Annotated in this window: 20 protein-coding genes, 1 tRNA gene and 1 pseudogene; 17 read left to right on the top strand and 5 right to left on the bottom strand. The window is 52.3% G+C overall.

Annotated elements, in window-relative coordinates; all coding sequences use genetic code 11:
- A partial coding sequence (locus tag B3F49_RS03255; RefSeq protein ID WP_349681278.1) for a cobalamin-dependent protein occupies window positions 1-373 on the bottom strand: 373 nt, incomplete at its 3' end.
- Between the two features lie 65 nt (window positions 374-438).
- On the opposite strand from B3F49_RS03255, the gene B3F49_RS03250 reads away from it, so the two are divergent.
- From B3F49_RS03250 to B3F49_RS03225, 6 genes are all read left to right on the top strand, one after another.
- On the top strand, window positions 439-1,236 hold the full coding sequence (locus tag B3F49_RS03250) for a hypothetical protein (RefSeq protein WP_293908932.1): 798 nt from the start codon (window positions 439-441) through the stop codon (window positions 1,234-1,236).
- 86 nt (window positions 1,237-1,322) lie between these two features.
- The gene (topA, locus tag B3F49_RS03245) at window positions 1,323-3,857 is read left to right on the top strand and encodes a type I DNA topoisomerase (RefSeq protein ID WP_293908931.1); all 2,535 of its coding nucleotides are present in this window, start codon (window positions 1,323-1,325) and stop codon (window positions 3,855-3,857) included.
- A 12-nt stretch (window positions 3,858-3,869) separates the two neighbouring features.
- Window positions 3,870-4,982 (top strand): hypothetical protein, encoded by a 1,113-nt coding sequence (locus B3F49_RS03240; RefSeq protein WP_293893019.1) that lies wholly within the window; start codon window positions 3,870-3,872, stop codon window positions 4,980-4,982.
- A gap of 390 nt (window positions 4,983-5,372) precedes the next feature.
- Window positions 5,373-5,993: a TetR/AcrR family transcriptional regulator gene (locus B3F49_RS03235; RefSeq protein ID WP_293893022.1), complete on the top strand. Its 621-nt coding sequence runs from the start codon at window positions 5,373-5,375 to the stop codon at window positions 5,991-5,993.
- 4 nt (window positions 5,994-5,997) lie between these two features.
- Window positions 5,998-6,408, top strand: coding sequence for an SCP2 sterol-binding domain-containing protein (locus B3F49_RS03230; RefSeq protein WP_293893024.1), 411 nt, complete (start codon window positions 5,998-6,000; stop codon window positions 6,406-6,408).
- Between the two features lie 2 nt (window positions 6,409-6,410).
- A complete protein-coding gene (locus B3F49_RS03225; RefSeq protein WP_293893026.1) occupies window positions 6,411-7,634 on the top strand; it encodes a M24 family metallopeptidase in 1,224 nt (407 codons plus the stop codon).
- 39 nt (window positions 7,635-7,673) lie between these two features.
- Here the strand turns inward: B3F49_RS03225 and B3F49_RS03220 are convergent.
- Window positions 7,674-7,747, bottom strand: a tRNA-Arg gene (locus B3F49_RS03220).
- 83 nt (window positions 7,748-7,830) lie between these two features.
- Window positions 7,831-8,280: a large-conductance mechanosensitive channel protein MscL gene (gene mscL, locus B3F49_RS03215; RefSeq protein WP_293894693.1), complete on the bottom strand. Its 450-nt coding sequence runs from the start codon at window positions 8,278-8,280 to the stop codon at window positions 7,831-7,833.
- 230 nt (window positions 8,281-8,510) lie between these two features.
- Here mscL and B3F49_RS03210 point away from each other — a divergent pair, with 230 nt between their 5' ends.
- The 7 genes from B3F49_RS03210 (at window position 8,511) to B3F49_RS03180 (ending at window position 14,839) form a co-directional block, all read left to right on the top strand.
- Window positions 8,511-9,683 (top strand): ABC transporter substrate-binding protein, encoded by a 1,173-nt coding sequence (locus B3F49_RS03210; RefSeq protein WP_293894690.1) that lies wholly within the window; start codon window positions 8,511-8,513, stop codon window positions 9,681-9,683.
- Between the two features lie 109 nt (window positions 9,684-9,792).
- Window positions 9,793-10,710 carry a branched-chain amino acid ABC transporter permease gene (locus tag B3F49_RS03205; protein WP_293894687.1) on the top strand — a complete coding sequence of 306 codons (918 nt, stop codon included), beginning with the start codon at window positions 9,793-9,795 and terminating at the stop codon, window positions 10,708-10,710.
- Between the two features lies 1 nt (window position 10,711).
- Entirely contained in the window at window positions 10,712-11,629 is a 918-nt protein-coding gene (locus tag B3F49_RS03200) for a branched-chain amino acid ABC transporter permease (RefSeq protein WP_293894684.1), read from the top strand.
- Window positions 11,626-12,405: an ABC transporter ATP-binding protein gene (locus B3F49_RS03195; protein WP_293894681.1), complete on the top strand. Its 780-nt coding sequence runs from the start codon at window positions 11,626-11,628 to the stop codon at window positions 12,403-12,405. Before B3F49_RS03200 ends, B3F49_RS03195 begins: the two co-directional genes overlap by 4 nt.
- The gene (locus B3F49_RS03190; protein ID WP_293894679.1) at window positions 12,402-13,160 is read left to right on the top strand and encodes an ABC transporter ATP-binding protein; all 759 of its coding nucleotides are present in this window, start codon (window positions 12,402-12,404) and stop codon (window positions 13,158-13,160) included. The genes B3F49_RS03195 and B3F49_RS03190 overlap by 4 nt, the downstream gene beginning before the upstream one ends.
- A gap of 59 nt (window positions 13,161-13,219) precedes the next feature.
- Window positions 13,220-13,864: a CBS domain-containing protein gene (locus B3F49_RS03185; protein ID WP_293894676.1), complete on the top strand. Its 645-nt coding sequence runs from the start codon at window positions 13,220-13,222 to the stop codon at window positions 13,862-13,864.
- A complete protein-coding gene (locus B3F49_RS03180) occupies window positions 13,865-14,839 on the top strand; it encodes a Smr/MutS family protein (protein WP_293908930.1) in 975 nt (324 codons plus the stop codon).
- Window positions 14,840-14,905: 66 nt separating this feature from the next.
- Here B3F49_RS03180 and infA read toward each other — a convergent pair whose 3' ends face one another.
- On the bottom strand, window positions 14,906-15,124 hold the full coding sequence (gene infA / locus B3F49_RS03175) for a translation initiation factor IF-1 (protein WP_013607767.1): 219 nt from the start codon (window positions 15,122-15,124) through the stop codon (window positions 14,906-14,908).
- Between the two features lie 69 nt (window positions 15,125-15,193).
- Window positions 15,194-16,573 carry a sodium-dependent transporter gene (locus tag B3F49_RS03170; RefSeq protein WP_293894662.1) on the bottom strand — a complete coding sequence of 460 codons (1,380 nt, stop codon included), beginning with the start codon at window positions 16,571-16,573 and terminating at the stop codon, window positions 15,194-15,196.
- A 179-nt stretch (window positions 16,574-16,752) separates the two neighbouring features.
- Here B3F49_RS03170 and B3F49_RS03165 point away from each other — a divergent pair, with 179 nt between their 5' ends.
- The 4 genes and pseudogenes from B3F49_RS03165 to B3F49_RS03150 form a co-directional block, all read left to right on the top strand.
- Window positions 16,753-18,282, top strand: a complete 1,530-nt coding sequence (locus B3F49_RS03165; protein ID WP_293894660.1) for a glycine hydroxymethyltransferase — start codon at window positions 16,753-16,755, stop codon at window positions 18,280-18,282.
- A 31-nt stretch (window positions 18,283-18,313) separates the two neighbouring features.
- Complete coding sequence (gene gcvH, locus B3F49_RS03160) at window positions 18,314-18,697, top strand: glycine cleavage system protein GcvH (protein WP_293894657.1); 384 nt, start codon at window positions 18,314-18,316, stop codon at window positions 18,695-18,697.
- Window positions 18,698-18,759: 62 nt separating this feature from the next.
- Window positions 18,760-20,115: an aminomethyl-transferring glycine dehydrogenase subunit GcvPA gene (gene gcvPA, locus B3F49_RS03155; RefSeq protein ID WP_293894654.1), complete on the top strand. Its 1,356-nt coding sequence runs from the start codon at window positions 18,760-18,762 to the stop codon at window positions 20,113-20,115.
- Window positions 20,112-20,725, top strand: a pseudogene (locus B3F49_RS03150) (aminomethyl-transferring glycine dehydrogenase subunit GcvPB); the annotation flags it as partial. The gene gcvPA and the pseudogene B3F49_RS03150, both read left to right, overlap by 4 nt.

The following is a 20,725-nucleotide window of genomic DNA, read 5'->3' as shown; positions in this document are numbered from 1 at the left end:
CGTTCACCACCGTCTCCTCGCCCTCGCCGAGAATGAGGAAATCGTAGAGGTCAAGGTCAAATGAATATGGGTTGGCTGTGGCCTCGGGACCGCCGGCAAAAAGGTGAAAGGATGTGGTGTTCTTCTTCAGTGTTTGCGAAAACTGGTCCATCCAACCCCTGTTCCAAAGATATACTGAAAGTCCTACGACATCATTGGCTTGTAGGGAAAGCGATGCGGCCGCTTTTACGGGATCATCGGCGAGTGTAAACGCGTGGTGGATGCACTGCTCTTTTTCCTGCCGGGCAAGAATGGCGCTTTGGATGCACAAAGCCCCGAGGGGGTAGCTGAGATTGCCCTCTTCGAGGCAGCAGGAGATCACGTATATGGTCATGGCTTCGATAGTAGCCGGCATGGCAATCTCTTGCAACCAGGCGACCACTGTGTCTATAGTAAGGTATGAAACGAGCGGTTGTCAGCCTGTTGCTTCTCTGCAGCCTGCCCCTCTTTGCAGCAACACTGAAGATTGACCTTCTGGCGGCACATCCCAATCAGTTGCATCTGGCATGGGAGGCGGTTTCGGGTGCAGACTATTATGATGTCTACTTGGATGGCGCTGCGATGCATCGGGTGCGGTCGACCGGCGTAGTTCTTGGTTCCAATGAGCACCCTTTGGAAAGCCATCGCCGTTACGAAGTCCTTGTCGCCGCACGCAGGTCGGGCAATATCGATGTAGCTGCAGATAAGGCTTGGTACGAGACAGGTGGCTGGGAAGGCCTCTACCGGTGGGTTAATGTGACCGACAAGGACAACAAGGGAAAGTGCAGACAGCTTGAATTCCTGGTTTCCCATACCCCGCCTTATTATTCCATTCAGGCTTTGTATGATCGTCCGTATACGGTTTTTCCCTTGCTGGCCAACGACCGCATCAATGAAGAGATACCATTCGAGGGAGAAAGCGAGCAACAGCAAGCCTACCGGGCCAACGCCGAAGTTTTCAACACAACAAAATTCAAACCTTCTGTTTGGAGCGTTACCTCCGTTGAGTTTGGTATCGACCGCTATCAGGTGGAAGTGAAAACCAAGGTTGGTTCCCTCTCTTTCAAGACCCGGTCGACCTATCGGTTCATCCTTTCCCCTAAAGGGGAAAAAGAACTGCACTTCGAAACAAAGGGCGACGGACTTGCTTCGTGGGGACTGTTCACATCCCCCAATCCCGGGGAGAAAGGGGTGTTTGTCTGTACATGCATTCCCTAGTCCAATTGGAAAGTATGCGTTGACAAAAGCTGAAGGCGGCAGTATATGTGTTAACCTAAGACCTCGGGTCTTCAGGAGAAGAATGCATGGATGATGCCAATACGTTGATCATTGTTGAGTCGCCTACCAAGGCGAAAACAATTACAAAATTCCTTCCTTCCAATTACAAGGTTGTCGCAAGCAAAGGGCATATCAGGGACCTTCCGGAGGACCGGATGGCCATCGATGTCGAGCGTGATTTTGCATGCGACTACGAGGTTGTGGAAGGGAAGGAGTCCTTGATCAAGGAGCTCAAAAGCAGTCTGAAGAAGGCCGACCGGCTTTTATTGGCAACTGATGAGGACCGTGAGGGAGAGAGTATTTCCTGGCATTTGCTTGAAGTGCTCAAGCCGAAAATTCCGTTTAAGCGGATGGTGTTCCACGAGATTACCAAAAGTGCAATCACCAAGGCGCTTGAAGGCGGCAGACCTCTGGATGAGAACTTGGTACAGGCTCAGGAAGGACGGCGCATCGTCGACCGTCTCTATGGCTACACCCTCTCTCCGACGTTATGGAAAAAGCTCTCCAACAAGAAACTTTCCGCCGGGCGTGTGCAATCGGTCGGGCTTCGTTTGACTGTCCAGCGTGAGCGCGAACGACTTATGTTCCAGCAAAGCACCTACTACGATGCCAAGGCGCAATTGCTGGCTGCTCAAAAGCAGGGTTTTGAAGCCAAGTTGACAGCCTATCAGGGTCAACGGTTGGCGAACAGCAAGGATTTTGATTCAGTGACCGGCCACTACAAGGCCAACGATACGGTTCTGAAACTTTCCAAGGAGCAAGCCCTTTCCATTGTGAAGGAACTGAGAAGCGAGCAGTTCACGGTGCAGGACATCCAGAGAAAACCCTTTGTCACCCGACCCAGCATCCCGTTCACCACCAGCACCCTCCAGCAGGATGCGATCAAGAAACTGCACATCAGCGCTTCCGATACGATGCGCATCGCCCAGAAACTCTATGAGAACGGCTTCATCACCTATATGCGTACCGACAGCCCTTCTTTGAGTGCGGAGGGTACCAACGCGGCAAGGCATCTGGTTGACCAGCTCTATGGCAAGGAGTACTTGTCCCCGTCACCCCGCTACTTTGCTGCAAAGAGCGTCGGTGCGCAGGAAGCACATGAAGCGATCAGGCCGGCCGGGGATTCCTTCCTTCAACCCTCCCAGACACATTTGTCCGGCAAGGAGTTGGCCTTGTACGAGCTGATCTGGAAACGCACGCTTGCAAGCCAGATGGCCGAAGCGAAAAAAGCCACCACCACGGTCACCCTTGAGGCCGGCAACGGCACGTTTACCGCAACGGGGACCGAAATAGTATTCCCGGGTTTCCTGAGAGCGTATGTGGAAGGATCGGATGACCCTGATGCCGCCTTGGAAGACAAGGAGACGTTGTTGCCCGCCATGAAGGTCGGTCAAGTATGTCCGCTCGAGAGCCTTGAGGTAGTGGAGCACCAAACCAAGAGTCCTGCACGCTATACCGAAGCTTCCCTTGTACAGGAGCTGGAGAAACGAGGCATTGGACGACCTTCAACCTATGCCACGATCATCAAGACTTTGCTCGACCGTCGATACGTGGTCAAGGAGGGCTCCGCCCTGGCTCCCACCTTCATCGGGTTTGCCGTATGCCAGTTCCTGGAGACCAACTTCTCCCGGTTCGTCGACTATGACTTTACTTCCATGATGGAGGATGGCTTGGACAAGATCGCTTCGGGCGAACTTGATAAGAAATCCTTTCTTTGTTCCTTCTATTGCGGCGACAGCGGCCTGCAGAACCAGAATGTCCTGCAGTTGCAACAGGACAACAAGGTTCTGTCCAAAACGCTGCAACTGCCGCATATCAGCAATGACAACCCCGTCATGATCGGTCCGTACGGCGCCTATGTCATTGACGCCAACGGTGCTTTCATCTCCCTGCCTCCCACCTGGATCCCCGGCAACATCACCGATGAGGATGTAAAGACCCTCCTTGCAAACGGCAAGGAGAAGCAAGAACCGGTAAGCTTGGGAAACGGTGCTGTCAATGGTGGGGCGGTGAAGGTGATGAATGGGAGGTTCGGCCCTTACTGGCAGGAAGGTGACGGCAAGGACGCCAAGCGGGCGAGTATTCCCAAGTGGGTGCAGGATGCCGGCAGGGCGGAAGACCTTGAACTGGCAAATCGGTATCTCAGCCTTCCCCGAAATTTAGGGAAGGATGAAGAGGGAAATGACGTGCTCGCCTTCAAGGGCAAGTACGGCCCCTACATCGCGTGCAAAAACAAGACCCGGAATCTGAAGAAGACCGACCATGACGAGCAACTCTTTTCGATTACCTTGGAGGAGGCCCTCGCCCTGCTCTCCCAAGAAGTGGAAAAGAGCAAAGGAAAGGGTGGTTCGAGAATGGCCAAGGCTTCCACGGTCAAGAATCTGGGGGAGTTTGAGGGCGAAGCGGTTGTTCTGGCCACCGGGCGGTATGGCTTCTACCTGAAGGCGGGCAAGGATAATGTCGCACTGCCCAATGAGTACAAGAAGGATGAAGAGAAAGCACTTTCTCTTACGCTCGCTGAAGCTATCGAGCTCATCCGCACCAAGCGTGCGAAGGATTGATGGAACCCAATCATGGCAAAACTCATGGGCAGAAGAGCCCCGGCTATCAAAGTGGAGACCATCTCGGCAGATAATGCACTGGATGTGCTTTCCTCCGAATTCCGTCTGGGAAAGGAGAAGCTTGCCAGTATTCTCCGAAGTGCCGGGATCAAGGTGGAAGGAGCAAAGGCTGCAAGCGAACTGCCTCTTTACCGGGAGATCATTGCATGCAAGCTGGGTGAATGCTCCCGATTCGCAGCTCCTGATGAAGCGTACCTTGGGATGTTGGATGAGCAGCTGCGCTCTTTTGACGAGATATATGTAGACACCGCCCCGATCATCCAATTGGATTATTTTCTCTATTTTGTCACCAATGCAGAACCTATCCTCAAGCGCAGAAAAAAGAAGTTGCTCATTCTTGAGAAGACGATGGAGGAGTTGCACGGCCTGAAGGACAATCCTGAGAAGGATTTGGAGGTGCGTGTCCGTGCCACCATCCGTCCCGACCTGATTCGTCAACTCGCCAAACGCGGAATTGTGCGCATCGGGGATACCGGCAGCACCGGTATTGCAGACGATCATCTGGTCTCCCTGTTCCGTCAAGTCGGGGTGAACAAGAGCCTGTTGCTGATCACTCAGGACCGGGGGTTGAGCGAGCGGATCGTCCGCCTTGCCCAGGAGCTGGAGAAGCAACCCAAGGTCAAAAAGGCTCTTCCCTGGTGGAAAAAGGTGTTCAAGGGAGAAGAAGAACTTTCCGGGCATGAGCACCATATGGTGGTGTGCAAGCTCGTCGAGGAAGGAAAACTCAAGCGTTGTTATATTTGTCCTGAATGCAATGAAAGCTACTACGACGACCTCCACGATTGCGAGGGTTTTGTTTTGTGCGGCCGTTGCTACCTCAATCTGAAGGAGCAGGAAGCCCGACAAGTCGAGGTGAACAAAAAGAAACGTGAAGCCGAGCTGAAGGCGGAGGAAGAGCGTCAGCGAAAACTCGAGGAAGAAGAAAAACGGCTTGAGGCGGAGCGCAGCAAGCAGACCGTTGAGCAGCGACTCGAGCAGCAACAAAAGAAGCTGCTGAAGATCGGCTTCATGGCACTACCCATTGTGCTTCTCCTGCTGATTCTGCTCTTGTTCCTACTCCTATGAACCTGTACCGCCTGCTCTTGTGCAGGCGGTCTTACTTAAGATCTTGCACATTACCAATGGTAATGTTTAGGCTGGCGTGACCATTTGCAGTTTCTTGATACTCTTTCTCGGCATTGTTTGATGCTGTTTCTGTTCAGTGGATGCATGTCTAGCTTGCACCGATTCTGACCCTGCCCTCATAAATCATGGTTCGATGGCTGAGAAGGTCTGCTCCAGCACACCTGAGCGATGGGTAGGTCTTCGTAGTCGGATTTTCATACACGGCAGGCTTCGCCTGGCGGTGACCGGGAACTAACAAACCTCGTCCAGGATACCGTCAACATGGGGCGAATGCTCTTATACGGGTCTTCCTTCTCTTGACGTGAGGTCGATTGGGTGTAAAATGAAGATATGAATGATATCTTCACTTATTCACCTAAAGGTCTGAAAAGAAAACAACAACTCTTTGAGACAGCGCTGTCGGTGTTCTCCGAGTACGGGTATCGCAAGACCAGCATGGAAGACATTGCTCTTCGCATGCAGGTCGCCGTCGGTACCCTGTATCGCTATGTACAAGACAAGCAAGACCTCTATATCCAGTGTGTCGCCTATGCCTTCGAGCAATGGCAAGCCTACGCTCTCCAGCAGGCAAAAGCCCAGGAGCATCCGCTCGAAAGCTTCAAGGCGCTGTGCATGAGTGCGTTTTCCTACATGCAGAAGGAACCCAGGCTCAGAAGAATCCTTGCAAGCGATCCTTCGCTCTTTCCTGTATTGGATGGTATTGATCCATTTGCAAAAATCAATGACAAGTCCATACAGTTGTTGGCTTCAGTCATCCAGAAGGCTGTGGATGAAAAGGTGTTCTGGGTGGAGGATGTACAGCTTGCCGCCCGGATTCTGTTCTCGCTGTATCGGCTTTCTATCGAGCGTGCCTATGTGGAAGAGTCGGGCAGTGAGGAGAGACGGTTCACCCAGAGCTTGGATTTGGTATTGCACGGGCTGTTGGCCCGTACGCCACATAAGGAGGAATGAGCATATGGATGAGAAGCTTGAGTACTTGAGCACAAGGTGGAGGGATGAGGGGCTGAAACTGCTTGTCAGCGAGATCGACCCCGCGAAGATGCACAACGTGACCACTTCGATGGTGGACATCTATGAGAACGGACCCGAGGGGAAAGAATTTTTTCTCTATCTGAAGTGTGAGGATGGCAAGGTTGTTGCGTTTGAGACCGGCGAGGTGCCTGCCCCTGAAGCTGAATTCATTATTCGCGGCCCATACTCGGTTTTTGCTTCGATTACCCGCGGGGAGCTGAGCAGTACCCGGGCCTTGATGACCGGCAAGCTTCGCCTGAAAGGCAATATGGCAAAGGCAGTCCGGCTTGCACCGCTTGCTGATCGGGTGAATAAGATTCTCAGCATGATTCCGACCGACTACAGGGAGGTGTGAGCATGGCAAACAGATTGGACCAAGCAAGCCCGTATTATATTGATAATCCCAAGCGAGTGGCAGATTTGCAGAGCGCGATGGAGAAAGAGGGGCTTGATGCATACTTGGGTACTCGTCCCCGAACCCTGAGTTTCTTGTTGGATGCCTTCATCCCCTGGCGCAGCTATGTCCTTGTTCCCCGCAAGGGAGAACCGATTCTCCACACCTTCATTGTTGATGCAACGAGAGTAGGTGATGAGACCTGGCTCTCGGCCGACAATGTTCGTGCGTATGCTCCGATGGGAGGACAGGATCCTGTAAGCCTGATTTCAGCCTGCCTGACCGAGGAGCTCGGAATCGCCCAAGGGAGGCTGGGCGTCGAGGACGGGATAGCAACCTATACCGCCGAAGGCAATCTCAGCCACTATGAGTACACCCAGATCGGGGCCGCCCTCCCGGGATGGCAACTGGTAAACGCCCATCATCTGGTCGATGAGCTTTCCATCATCAAGGATGCGGCGACGGTGGCTCGCTTTCGCGAGGCCTCACGCATCGTCGATGTCGGGCAGAGAGCTGTGTTTGAGGCGCTCTGCGACGGTGGTTGGAAGCATCTGACCGAGACGGTTGTTGGCGGTATCGCCGCTTTGGCAATGCGCAAGGAAGGCTCGGTGTCGGAGTGGAACTTTGCCGGGCTCAATGAGATTTCAAGCGGGTATCGCACCGCCCTCGGAGCTTGCACGCCTCCGACGACCAAGGCCCTGGCGGCTGGGGAGCCACTGATGGTGGACCTGCATTCGATGTTCCTCCTTGCCTTGGGTGATCATTCACACAACTATCTGATCGGCCCGGCAACCAAACGACAGCGCCGTCATGCAGACAACTTTGTTGATTTGGTGCAGACTGTACTCGATCACTATCGCGAGGGAGCGACTCCATCGAGTCTTGCCCAGGTAATGATGGATCGGGCCGAGAGCCTTGATTGTTCCGATTTCCTTCTGCCCGGCTGCGAGCACGGCATCGGGCTCTTTGGTGATGAGTGGCGGATCGGGCATGCCATGGAAGGTCCGTTCCCCTATTGGACGAATCCAGACCATGTCTACCAGGAAGGGGAGATGGTCATCTGTGCGATGCAGTACGCCAGCATGGAAGAGGGTATAGGCTTTCGCTATGAAAATCCGATTCTCATCGGCAAGAGAGGCTGCGAGCCGCTGTCCAAATACCCGCTGCTTATTGAGGAGATTCTCTAGAAACAAAAAAGAGAGGCTGTGTGAACAACCTCTCAAACGTGCCCCTGGCGCGATTCGAACGCACGACCCCTTCCTTAGGAGGGAAGTGCTCTATCCAGCTGAGCTACAGGAGCAAATGCAGAATCGATAGTACCGCAAATGGAAATGGGTTGCAAGGGGCGGGAGTAAAAACTTCTTATCCTTGCTGGTATTCTCCTTATTTCTTCTTCAGCAGGTCCCTGATTTCGGTCAGCAGGACGATGTCGGGTGGAGTAACAGGTGCCGGGGCGGGTGTTGCCGCTGTTTTGCCCTGTTCTCCAGCGTTTTTCGATGCCTCGAGGTGGTCGCGCAGCCTGTTGATCGTCCTGACCAGCATGAACACCACAAAGGCGATGACTAAAAAATCGATGACTTTCTGGATGAAGACCCCGTACATGATGGCGACTTCAGCAGACTGTTCGGTAGCTTCGGCGATGATGATTTTCAAATCAACAAAACTTACACCCCCCAGGATCAATCCGATGAAAGGCATCAGGATGTCCTTTACCAAAGAATTCACGATGGCAGTGAATGCTCCGCCGATAATGATACCGACTGCCAGATCTATTACATTGCCACGGGAGATGAATTTCTTGAACTCGGCGAACATGTTGCGTTTCTCTGCCATGGAGTCCTCCTTGGATGAAAGCTGAGAAAAGCATAGCACGAGGAGGAGCGTATGGATAGAATGAGAGACCGCAATGAGTGATATATGAGGGCTGAAAGGCTTCCCGGGTGCCGATATTTGGAAAATTTTCAAATTGCAGTGTTTGAATATTGCATAAATATACTTGTTATTGTATAACCAAGTAAATGTTTCGATAGTTTACTGTCGGGCATCATTTGGAGGTACCAAAGATGAAGAAAAGCCTGTTTGTTCTGTTGGCCATCTTGGCCGTATTGTCCTTTCCCGCATTTGCACAGGGCGGTGGTGAAGCAGCCAGCCCGAAAATCGGTTTCATGGGTCCCATGAGCGGTGACTACGCCAACTATGGTGTGTTGAGCAACAACTCAGCCATGCTTGCTGTCGAGCAGTTCAACGCCAAGGGAGGTTTTGGCGGAAAACTTCCTGTCGTACTCGTCACTGAAGATTCCGAAGGACGAGTCGAGAAGGGTCTTTCCTCCATCGAGAAGCTCTCCTCCTCCGATAAGATTGTTGGTCTGATCGGTCCTGTTCTCACGGGAACGAGTTTTGCAGTCGGTGAACGCGTGCAGAACGAAGGCATTGTGATGATCAGCCCGTCGGCCACCCATGCAGACATCACCAATATCGGTGACTATGTATTCCGCACCGTCGTATCCGACGGCCTCCAGGGCGAGGTAGCAGGCCACTATTTCTTTGATAAGCTTGGGTATCGCACCATCGGCGTCTTGTATGCCAAGAACGACTACAGCCAGGGCTTGTATGAAGGCATGTCTGCAGCTTTTAAAGCAGCCGGCGGCCAGATTACCATTGCCGAGGCTTTCAATGTCGGCGATAAGGATTTTAAAACCCAGTTGACCAGAATTCGCTCTGCCAATCCTCAGGCCATCTACATCCCCAACTATACTGCAGAGATGGCTCAGATTCTTGAGCAGGCTTCCCAGCTTGGCATGAAGATTCCGTTCCTCTCCTGTGATGGTTTCTCCAACCCCGACATATACAAGCTTGCTGGTGAATTCACCGACGGTGTCATCTATGTCGGTCCTGCAAAAGTAAAAGAAAGTCCTGCTTTCAATACCTTTGTTTCCCAGTATACTGCAAAGTATGGTGTAGGACCTGATAGTTTTGCCACCAATGCCTATGACGGCACCAACATCCTGCTCGCCGCCATGGACAAAGTCTATAAGGCCAGCGGCAAGTTCGACCGCAAGGCAGTCCGTGATGCAGTTGCTGCAACCAAGGATTACCCCGGCGTAAGCGGAACCATCAATTTTGCAGAAAACGGCGACTTGGTTGCCTACCAGGGCCTGTACAAGGTCAACAAGACTACTCCCGAGTATCTTGGAACCTTTACGGTGGTCGATGGCAAGCTGGTCCAGATTGACTAAGGTCTAAAAAGTATTCCCGTTCTCGCGGGATATAGGAGGACCGGTGTTGTTTACACCGGTCTTTTCATGTTATCGTACTGTTCAGTTCTCGTACGAAGGAGAGAGCATCGTGGGAATTGCTGAATTCTTCCAACACTTGATGAATGGCCTGACGCTCGGAGGCATCTACGCCCTTATCGCCCTTGGATATACGATGGTGTATGGCATTCTGAAATTTATCAACTTCGCCCATGGTGACGTCTTGATGGTAGGCGCGTACGTAGGGTTGTTCCTCTTTGACCTGTTAAGGGGTTCTTCCCCGCTGGGTTTATGGACAATCACATCATTCTTCCTAGCCATGATCATCAGTATGGCATTCAGTGCACTGCTGGGGATGTTCATTGAACGGGTGGCCTATAAACCACTTCGCAAGGCTACGCGCCTTGCACCGCTGCTGAGTGCCATCGGGGTGTCGTTCATTCTCAGCAACAGTGCCGCATGGATGTTCGGGACACACTCAAGGAAATTCAACTATCCGTTTGACAACACCCCCCTCCACTTGGGAGAAGTGGTGATAACCCCGCACCAGGTTCTTATCCTGGTGGTGTCGCTCGCAATGATGATCATCCTGAAATTGTTCATCGACAGGACCCGCATGGGCAAGGCGATGCGTGCCACCAGTCTCGACCAAGGCACGGCAATGTTGATGGGCATCAATGTCAACCGTATCATCAGCCTTACCTTTGCCATCGGCAGCGCCCTCGCCGCCGTTGGCGGCATCTTGATAGCCTTGGATTTCAAGGTGTATGCAACCATGGGCACCATGACCGGCCTGAAGGCCTTCGTCGCTGCTGTTGTCGGAGGCATCGGCAATATCAGCGGAGCCATGTTCGGCGGTATCCTGCTGGGTCTTTTGGAAACCTTCGGTGTCGCAATCTTCGGGATTCCCACCGGCTTGAAAGACACCATTGCCTTTGGTGTACTGATCATCATCCTGCTGGTCAAACCTGAGGGACTCTTCGGCAAGGTCGAAAAGGAGAAGGTATAATATGTTCAACTTCTTTTTGCTTATTCTGATTTATTCGGGGATATATGCCCTCATGGCCCTCGGCCAGAACATCATCACCGGTTACGGCGGGATGCTCAGCCTTACCCAGGCAGGTTTCTTTGCCATCGGCAGCTATGCAACAGCAATCCTGACGACCCGTTTTGGATGGAGCTTCTGGGGAACTCTTCCCGTGGCTTTCCTGTTGAGTGCACTCTTCGGGCTTCTTATCGGATTGCCTACCTTGCGGCTCAAGGGTGACTATTTAGCTATCGCCACCCTTGGTTTTGGTGAGATTGTACGTAACGTACTCAACAACTGGGACAGCCTTACCAACGGTCCCATGGGAATCCAAAAGATTCCCATGCCGATTTTGTTCGGGTACACCATCAATCCTTACAAAAAGTACGCCTTCCTTTTCATGATCTTCATATTTGTAGTGATTGCTTATTTTTTGTTTCAGCGTTTGGCTCGTTCCCGAATGGGAAGGGCCCTTACTGCAGTACGCGAGGATGAGATTGCAGCTCAAGCTATGGGCATAAATATTACCAAGTACAAGGTGTCTGCCTTCATCCTGGGAGCTTCGGTTGCAGGTATTGCCGGCTCCCTCCAAGCAACATTCACCCTTTCGGTCACTCCTGGAACCTACACGTTCATGGTTTCTGTCATGGTGCTGTGCATGGTGGTCCTCGGTGGCATGGGCAACTTCAAGGCCTCGATTCTCGGCGCCTTCATTATTCAGTTTATCAGCTATTTCCCGCAACTTACAGGATTGTCTGGGAGTATCCCGGCACAATTCCAGCAGATACTCTTTGGCCTCATCCTGGTGGTTATGATGATTTGGCGTCCCCAGGGAATTCTTGGAAGGGAGACCCGCCGGTATGGCAGTGCATCCGGGAAAAGCAAGGGGGGTGCACAATGATTCTCTTGGAAACTGAAGCATTGACCCGTGCTTATGGCGGTGTCATAGCTGTCAATAAAGTAGACTTTACGGTTGAAGGAGGCTTGATAACCGGTCTGATCGGTCCGAACGGGGCGGGCAAGACCACCCTGTTCAACAACATTACCGGACTCGATACTCCCTCATCGGGCAAAGTCTTCTTCAACCAGAAAAATATTACCGGCTATCCCGCCCACTCGATTTGCAGGATGGGTATTGCCAGGACCTTTCAGAACATCCGTCTCTTCAAGGAGTTGACGGTGGTGGAAAATGTGATGATCGGCAGGCATTTCAAGACCGGCAAAAGTGAGACCAAAGGGCGCTTCCTCAATGCAATCAACAGCTATATCCACCTCAAGGCCGAGGAAGAGCAAATTTACGAAAGAGCAAGTGATTGGTTGGATTTCTTTGATATGGGTTCGATGAAGAATGAGCTTGCCAAGAATCTTCCTTACGGAAGACAGCGGGAGCTGGAAATCGCCCGTGCTCTGGCAACCGATCCCAAACTGCTCTTTTTGGATGAACCGGCTGCCGGTATGAATCCCCAGGAAACGGACCATTTGATGGCCACCATCCGCAAGATCAGGGATTTGGGTGTTACCATCGTCTTGATCGAGCATGATATGAAGCTGGTGATGAACATTTGTGACACCATCACGGTTCTCAATTATGGACAGAAGCTTGCCCAGGGAACACCTCACCAGATCAAGCGCGATCCGAGCGTCATTGAAGCCTATCTTGGAAAGGAAGAAGAATGAAAGAGTTGCTAACCATTGACGACATCTGTGTCTCCTACGGAAACATCAAGGCTTTGCAGCATGTCTCCATGCATGTCAATGAAGGGGACATCGTCTGTCTGATCGGTGCCAACGGCAGTGGGAAAAGTACGCTTTTAAAAGCTATTGTCGGTCAGGAGCCTTTGGTGGGAGGTTCCATCTCTTTCGATGGCGAGGAGATTTGCAGGGCGAAGGCCGTAGTGGTAAAGGGTGAGAAACGCGGCAGGCATCTGACTACCGACCTTATTGCAGCCAAGGGGATTGCCTTGGTCCCGGAGGGCAGGCGGGTCTTTGCCGATATGACTGTTGAAGAGAATCTTGATATGGGTGCCTTCCTGGTGCGTGATGATACTCTGATTGCTGAACGCAAGGAGGCAATGTATGACTTTTTCCCGATACTCGGAGCGCGCAGACGGCAGAAAACCCGCTCGCTCAGCGGTGGTGAACAGCAGATGATGGCTATCGCCCGTGCTCTTATGAGCGGACCAAGACTCATACTGCTTGATGAACCCGGACTGGGACTGGCTCCGCTGGTCATTGCAGACATTTTTGAAAAAATCGATATGATCAACAAGCAGGACAAGGTCACGGTGTTCTTGGTTGAACAGAATGCACGCATGGCCCTGAAAGCATCCACCGAGGGGTACGTCATGGAGAATGGCAGGATTGTATTGCATGATGCATCCTCGGCATTGCTTGAGAATGAACAGGTCAGGGCGGCGTATCTGGGCGAATAATGACTGGAAATTAGCGCTCTCTTGAATTATAGTGTGAGTAGAGTAGGTAGGAGATTCAAATGATTATCGAACGAAGAATGACGCGCAATCCTGTTACGGCTACTCCGGATATGTCAATTGCCGAAGCTTCGGCCTTGATGAAACAGGAAAAGGTCCACCGCCTCCCGGTTCTCGACAAGGACAAGAAGCTGGTTGGAATCATAACCGAGAAAGACATCCTATACGCTTCTCCTTCGCCGGCCAGCAGTCTCTCCATTCATGAAATGGCCTATCTTCTCAGCAAGCTGACGGTCAAGAAGCTTATGAGCAAGAATGTGGTGACCATCAGCAAGGATACCACCGTTGAAGAAGCAGCCCGCATGATGGTCGATCAGGACTTATCGAGCCTTCCTGTTCTTGAAGGCGATAAGTTGATTGGAATCGTCACGAAAAGCGACATGTTCAAGATTCTTCTTGAGCTGTTTGGAGCCCGTCATTTCGGCGTCAGGGTCTCCTTCATCGTTGAAGACAAACCGGGAACCATTGCAAAGATCAGCCAGGCTCTCAGTGAGCAGGGCATCGACATCATCACCTTCGGTACCTTCATGGGAACCGATCCGACCAACGCAATCTGTACCATCAAGGTGCAGGGAGCCCCGATCAGCAAGGTGGTGGAGATCATCAAGCCCTTTGTATCCCAGCTGCTTGATGTGAGGGAGGTTTGAGTGCCTAAGAAGAAAAAGAAGGCCTCGGAACTAAGCAAGACGGCTGGAAACAGCCGTCTTCCTGTTGAGCCTGATGGCTATCACCCGTTTGAGGATATCAAATCTATCAAACCACAGATAATCAAGAAAGAGCAACCCAAGGTGGTAAAGAGCTCTGTCAGTGAACGCAAGGAGCCTTTGATCAAAGGCTACGACCCAAAGGCAAACTTTGGTGACATTCTCAAAAGCTGGGAAGCAACCGGAGAGCTTGACGGGGTCACCAAGCGAATGAAAAGTCACAGCAAGGTTCAGGTTGAGAAATCCTTTGCCGAGATTCTTGCCGAGTGGGAGGGTGAGAAGGTTGCAAACAAAGAGATTGAGCCGATCAAGAAAAGCGACAGCTATGTTCCAACCAAGGATTTCGGAGCTCTTTTGGATGCGTTCGAAGGAAAACAGGTTCCCAAGAAACGGAGTGTTGATACCCGTCCTGCTGAGAAAGTTGTTTCCAAAACTCCCTTGGCGCCCACCCCTGAAGTCGAGCAGGCCCTTCGGGAAAAGGATGAGCTGGACAGCGAACGTGAGAGTTCGGTGAGCTGGTCTTTTGCAGATACCTACCGCAAATGGAATGAGATTGCTGACGAAAGTGCAGCAATCCAGAAGGCCCGCAAGGAGAAGAAGGAGACCAAGGTCACAGAGCGCACCATCGGAGAGCTCAGGGCGTTGGAACCTGAGGCAACCTTGGATCTGCATGGAATGACAGTGCTTGAGGCGGAGAAGGCCACCTCTGATTTCCTGCGGGCTGCCAAGGATAAGCACCTGATCAAGGTAGCCATCATCACCGGCAAAGGCCTGCACAATGACAAGGGCTACTCCCTGCTCAAGGAAGCAGCCCTCTCCCAGATCAGGTTGAGCAAGGTGGTGCGCGAAGCGTACACACCGAAAGCCATGCATGGTGGAAGCGGAGTGGTTTGGGTTATCTTGAAAGCCGGTGAGTAGAGGGCGATGAGGGCATGAAAGAGGCCGGGTTCTTCAGGGAATCCGGCCTTCACTGGTATGATGGGATTAGCGCTCGCGATAGATGATGCGGCCCTTGGTCAGATCATACGGGGAGAGTGCAACACGCACGGTATCACCAGGAACAATCCTGATATAGTGCTTGCGCATTTTGCCCGAAAGATGGGCAAGGATAACGTGCTGGTTCTGTAGTTCCACGCGGAACATCGTATTGGGAAGCGCTTCGCGAACGACGCCTTCTACTTCAATTGCTTCTTCTTTGGCCACAAATCCTCCAAATATCTGCTTGAAAGCTAGGAAATTATATGCACTAGATGAGTGCGTGTCAACCTGACGCTACTTTACAAAGATGTCCCAGTAGCCCTTGATGAAGATAGCGAGAATGATTGCAGGCAGGATGTATTGGAAATACACGCGAAGAGCAGAGGGGAACCTAAGTCCTTCCCCACTGTCGGCTTCGGTGATGAATTTGTTCCATCCCCAGCCATATTTGTAGGTACAGTAGAGAGTAAAGATCAAGGAACCGAGAGGCAGCAATGTTGAGCTGACGATAAAATCCTCAAGGTCGAGGACTCCGGTACCGGGTCCGAACGGTTGGAAGCCTGCTAGCACGTTGAATCCGAGAACGCAGGGAATACTCAACAGGGAGATTGCAATAGCGTTGATCAAGGTCGCTTTCTTTCTGCTTGCACCCTTGGCATCGATCCAGAAGCTGATGATGTTCTCAAAGACTGCGATGAGGGTGCTCAGGGCTGCAAAACTCATAAAAAGGAAGAAAAGCGTTCCCCAGAACCGACCGCCTGCCATTTGGTTGAAGATGTTGGGCAGGGTGATGAAAATCAGCGACGGACCGGCATCGGGCTGTACTCCGAAGGCGAATGCCGCAGGGAAGATGATCAAGCCGCTGCATAGGGCGACAAATGTGTCCAGACTGATGATGCGGACGGCTTCACCGGTCAGGCGGTGTTTCTTGTCGATGTAGGAGCCGAAGATGGCAATGCTGCCGATACCCAAACTGAGGGTGAAGAATGCCTGCCCCATTGCGGCATACACAGCTTCGAAGAAGTTGCCTCCAAGTTTTGCAAAGTCAGGGATGAGATAGAATTTCAACCCCTCCGATCCTCCTTCGAGGGTGAGGCTGTTGATCGCAAGGATAAGCATCAAGGCCAAGAGGCCGATCATCATGTACTTGGTGATCTTCTCAACACCGCTTTGCAGTCCTCTGGCGACAGGCAAAAAGCCAAGGATCACTGCGATGATCATCCAAATGCCCATGGATACAGGATTTTCCAGCATCCCCCCGAAGAAAGCACCGACTCCCGCTGCATCAAGTCCGACAAAATCTCCCTTGATCATGTGGACGAAATACGAAAGCAACCAACCGGTGATGGTGGTGTAGAACATCATCAAGGTGTAATTGCCGATGATTGCAAGCTTGCCATAGAGATGCCAAGGCTTTTTTGTGGGCGTCAAGGTGTTGAGAGCCAAGCCGATGTTTTTCTTGCTCGACCTTCCGATGGCCAGTTCCATGACCATGACCGGAAGCCCGAGGATGATCAAAAACAGGATGTAAATGAGTACAAAAGCCGCTCCGCCATACCTGCCGGTGATAAAGGGAAATCTCCATACATTTCCAAGGCCTATGGCGCACCCGGCCGATAGGAGGATGAACCCTAGTCTGCTGGCCAATGTCTCACGTGCTTTTGTCTCTTTCATAACCGACTACTCTCACTTTTTTTGTGTTTGAAACTGTCTTGTAAAAAGACAATCGGAGTATTGTAGTAGGATGACAGGAAAAATTGCAACAGAAATGTGCAAAGCGGGCAAAGTCCGTTGACAGAGGAGCCAAGCAGGGGCAAGATACGAGCTAAGAACACATGCAAGAGGTGAAAAGAATGGCCAACGTAAAAGCATTGCAAGCATATTTGCAACAGCATGAACAGGTTAATGAGGCAATGGTAGCCTATACAGCAGCCTTGCAGCAAATTGCGGATGTTGACACCGCCATCGCCGCCCGCATCGTCAACGAATTGCATGATCAGAGGACTCACTTGAAGCTGATAGCAAGTGAAAACTTCTCTTCCATCGCCAGCCAGCTTGCCATGGGCAACCTCTTGACTGACAAATACAGCGAAGGCTATGCCTATCACCGCTTTTATGCAGGTTGCGACAATGTCGATGCAATCGAAGCCATCGCCTGTGACTATGCCTGCAAGCTCTTCGGAGCGGAGCATGCCTATGTGCAACCGCACAGCGGTGCTGATGCCAACCTGGTTGCCTACTGGGCCATTCTCAATGCACGGGTGCAGGTACCCACCCTTGCAGAACTGGGCGTCACCAATCCCAGTGAGATGAGCAGGGAGATGTGGAACCAGGTTCGTGAAAAGCTTGGAAACCAAAGAATCCTTGGATTGGATTATTACAGCGGCGGACATCTTACCCATGGATACCGCCAGAATGTCTCAGCACAGATGTTCGATGCCTATAGCTATTCGGTGGATCGACAAACCGGCTTGCTTGACTATGATGCAATCGAGCAGCAGGCAAAGGAAATCAAGCCGTTGATCCTTTTGGCCGGCTACAGCGCCTATCCACGCAAGATCGACTTCAAGCGGATGGCGGACATCGCTCATTCGGTTGGGGCTGTGTTCATGGTGGATATGGCCCATTTCGCCGGCTTGGTTGCAGGCAAGGTTTTTTCCGACCAGTACAATCCCGTGCTCTGGGCGGATGTGGTCACCACAACCACCCACAAGACCCTCCGAGGCCCCCGCGGCGGCATGGTTCTCTGCAAAGCTGAATTCGCGGAGAGCGTTGACAAGGGTTGCCCATTGGTAATCGGAGGACCGCTGCCGCATGTCATGGCTGCCAAAGCAGTAGCCTTCAAGGAAGCACTGGACCCATCCTTTGCAACGTACGCCCAAGCCATTGTCAAGAATTCTGAAGCTTTGGCTGCCGCGTGCCGCAGCGAAGGTATCACGGTCGCCACCGGAGGGACCGACAATCATCTGATGCTCCTGGATGTACGCTCCTTCGGCCTGAACGGTCGACAGGCGGAAACCGCCTTGCGTGAGTGTGGTGTAACCCTCAACCGCAATGCGCTTCCCTTCGATCCCAATGGACCTTGGTATACGAGCGGTCTGAGGATCGGGACTCCTGCAGTAACCACGTTGGGCATGGGCCCTGTTCATATGAAGGAGATAGCTTCGATCATCGCCCTTGTTTTGAAAAACACCAAGCCGGTGATTCTTACCAAAGGTGAAAACGCCGGGCAGCAGAGCAAAGCCAAGGCAACAACGGCCACGGCAGTGAAACAAGAGGCCCAGAGAAGGGTGCTTGCTCTCTTGGAAACATTCAAACTCTACCCAGAGCTGGATTTGGCTTTCCTTCAGAAGTACTTTCCTCTCGACAACGAGCAGAGGTGATGGTAGCATTGACGATGGTTGGAGGTTGTAAATGAGTAAGATTGTAGAGCGGCTTCGGTACAGCAAGGACCATGAGTGGGTCCGTCTTGAAGGTGAAAAGGCATATGTTGGAATTACCGACCATGCCCAGCATGAACTCGGAGAGATTGTGTTTGTAGAATTGCCTCCCCTCGGGGAGCGTTACGGGAAGGGTGAGGAAATTTCGACTGTTGAAAGCGTCAAGGCCGCCTCTGCAATCCTCAATCCGGTCGAAGGTGTAGTCTGCGAAGCAAATGAGGAACTTGATGGTTCGCCTGAACTCATCAATGAGGACTGTTATCAGCATCACCTGTATGTCCTTCATTCATTCAGCAAAGAGGATTATGACGCCTTGTTGGATGCAAAAGGCTACGAAGCGTACCTCGCTTCACTGTAAGGATCGTGTTTGCCGCCGCCGAATATGGCGGCGTTGTTCTGTCCAAGTACTCGGAGGTACCCATGGTTTACCCCTATATTCCCCATACCGATGAGGACCGAAAGCACATGCTGAAGGCCATCGGTGTTGATTCATTGGACCAACTCTTTGATGGGTTGGGAGAAGACCTTCTGCTCGCTGATTCGGTTCCCATCAGTCATGGGAGGACCGAGGATGAGGTCCAGCGGATGATAGATTCCATAGCCCAGCGCAACGTGAGGGGAATCCCGTTTCTCGGTTGCGGCTGCTATGACCACATTATTCCTGCGACGGTGAAGGCGCTCTCTTCGCTTCCTTCCTTCGTAACAGCCTATACACCGTATCAGGCTGAGATGAGCCAAGGTCTTTTGCAGGCCATCTACGAATTCCAGAGCATGGTGTGTGAAATCACCGGACTCGATGTTGCCAATGCGTCGCTGTATGATGGGGCGAATGCGGCCAGCGAGGCGGCATCGTTGATGATCGGCGCCAAGCGCAAAGCCACCACCGTTTTGGTTTCCGAAACCTTGCATCCCTTCACGCTGCAGGTGCTCAAGACATGGGCGAAGGGAACCGAGCATACCATCAAGTTGATAGCTGAGAAGGACGGGGTGGTTGATCTTTCCGGCCTTGCCTCCTTGCTGGACGACCTCTGTGCGGGTTTGATCGTGCAGAGCCCGAACCGCTACGGACTCTTGGAAGACTATACCGATGTTGCCTCCCTTCTGCACGAGAAGGGCTGTCTCTTTGCAATCTCCAACGATCCTCTTTCGCTGGCCATCCAAAAGAGCCCGGCGGAATGGGGCGCCGATATCGGAATCGGAGACACCCAATCATTGGGCCTGTCCCTGGCATTCGGCGGCCCGTCGTGCGGGTATATGGCTGTCAAGGAAGCGCTTCTCAGGAGAATCCCGGGTCGTATCGTCGGAGCTACGGTCGACGGACAGGGACGAAGAGGCTACACGCTGACACTCCAGGCACGTGAGCAGCACATCAAGCGTGAACGTGCTACAAGCAATGTCTGCTCCAACCAGGCCCTTGCGGCCTTGATGACCACGATACACTTGTCCTCCCTTGGCTGGGGCGGCATGGTTGAAGCCGCCAACCAGAGCTATGCAAAAGCCCATTACCTTGCCTATCATCTGGCACAACTGCCGGGGATCACCTTGATTTGGGACAAGCCGTTCTGGTGTGAGTTTCCCCTGGTGTTCTCCGATGCCAAGCGGATGCGCAAGTTCCTGCAGGAGCTGAGAAACGAAGGCATATTTGCAGGAGTGAGGCTTTCTGCACTAACCCGCCAGGTCAGGGATGAACTGGTCCTCTTGGTGGCCGTTACCGAAAAGCGCAGTCGAGAGGAGCTGGAGATGTATCTGGCCGCTGCACGGAGGGTGATGAAATGAGCGAACCATTGTTGATTGATTTGTCAAAGAAGGGGAGGAAGGCATATTGCTTCCCTCCGTTGGACCTTCCCCGCGGCTTCGAGCAAGCACTGCCTTCCCTGCCGCAGAATCTTGTACGCCAAAAGGACGCCCGTCTTCCCGAGGTGGCCGAGTTGGATGTGGTAAGGCATTTCACCCGTCTTTCCAATCTGGTGCATGGTGTGGACAACGGTATGTATCCACTTGGATCGTGCACGATGAAATACAATCCCAAGCTCTCCGAACATATCGCCGGCATGCACGAATTCACCCAGATCCATCCCTTGCAGGATGTTTCCACCTCGCAAGGGTGCCTTTCGGTCATGTACAACCTGTTGGAGGATCTTTCCTCGATTACGGGAATGAGCTGGGGAACCCTTCAGCCGTGTGCGGGGGCTCATGGCGAGTATACCGGCCTGAAGATGATTCGCTCTTACTTAGTCAAGAAAGGGCAGAGCCAACGCACCAAGGTGCTTATTCCCATCAGTGCCCATGGTACCAATCCGGCAAGTGCGGCTGTCAACGGCTTTGATGTGGTGCCGATTGCAAGTGATGGCGAGGGCATGGTCGATCTTGAGGATTTGGCTTCCAA

The sequence above is a fragment of the Sphaerochaeta sp. UBA5836 genome (assembly GCF_002432845.1).
Classification (GTDB): Bacteria; Spirochaetota; Spirochaetia; order Sphaerochaetales; family Sphaerochaetaceae; genus Sphaerochaeta.
Note: the sequence above shows the minus strand (reverse complement) of the source record. Positions and strands in the feature narration are given on the sequence as shown.

What these genes read in the sequence shown, in the direction of transcription:
- B3F49_RS03250 (WP_293908932.1), top strand. Translation starts at nt 439, where the DNA reads ATGAAACGAGCGGTTGTCAGCCTGTTGCTTCTCTGCAGCCTGCCCCTC.
- topA (WP_293908931.1), top strand. Translation starts at nt 1,323, where the DNA reads ATGGATGATGCCAATACGTTGATCATTGTTGAGTCGCCTACCAAGGCG.
- B3F49_RS03240 (WP_293893019.1), top strand. Translation starts at nt 3,870, where the DNA reads ATGGCAAAACTCATGGGCAGAAGAGCCCCGGCTATCAAAGTGGAGACC.
- B3F49_RS03235 (WP_293893022.1), top strand. Translation starts at nt 5,373, where the DNA reads ATGAATGATATCTTCACTTATTCACCTAAAGGTCTGAAAAGAAAACAA.
- B3F49_RS03230 (WP_293893024.1), top strand. Translation starts at nt 5,998, where the DNA reads ATGGATGAGAAGCTTGAGTACTTGAGCACAAGGTGGAGGGATGAGGGG.
- B3F49_RS03225 (WP_293893026.1), top strand. Translation starts at nt 6,411, where the DNA reads ATGGCAAACAGATTGGACCAAGCAAGCCCGTATTATATTGATAATCCC.
- mscL (WP_293894693.1), bottom strand. Translation starts at nt 8,280, where the DNA reads ATGGCAGAGAAACGCAACATGTTCGCCGAGTTCAAGAAATTCATCTCC.
- B3F49_RS03210 (WP_293894690.1), top strand. Translation starts at nt 8,511, where the DNA reads ATGAAGAAAAGCCTGTTTGTTCTGTTGGCCATCTTGGCCGTATTGTCC.
- B3F49_RS03200 (WP_293894684.1), top strand. Translation starts at nt 10,712, where the DNA reads ATGTTCAACTTCTTTTTGCTTATTCTGATTTATTCGGGGATATATGCC.
- B3F49_RS03195 (WP_293894681.1), top strand. Translation starts at nt 11,626, where the DNA reads ATGATTCTCTTGGAAACTGAAGCATTGACCCGTGCTTATGGCGGTGTC.
- B3F49_RS03190 (WP_293894679.1), top strand. Translation starts at nt 12,402, where the DNA reads ATGAAAGAGTTGCTAACCATTGACGACATCTGTGTCTCCTACGGAAAC.
- B3F49_RS03185 (WP_293894676.1), top strand. Translation starts at nt 13,220, where the DNA reads ATGATTATCGAACGAAGAATGACGCGCAATCCTGTTACGGCTACTCCG.
- B3F49_RS03170 (WP_293894662.1), bottom strand. Translation starts at nt 16,573, where the DNA reads ATGAAAGAGACAAAAGCACGTGAGACATTGGCCAGCAGACTAGGGTTC.
- B3F49_RS03165 (WP_293894660.1), top strand. Translation starts at nt 16,753, where the DNA reads ATGGCCAACGTAAAAGCATTGCAAGCATATTTGCAACAGCATGAACAG.
- gcvH (WP_293894657.1), top strand. Translation starts at nt 18,314, where the DNA reads ATGAGTAAGATTGTAGAGCGGCTTCGGTACAGCAAGGACCATGAGTGG.
- gcvPA (WP_293894654.1), top strand. Translation starts at nt 18,760, where the DNA reads ATGGTTTACCCCTATATTCCCCATACCGATGAGGACCGAAAGCACATG.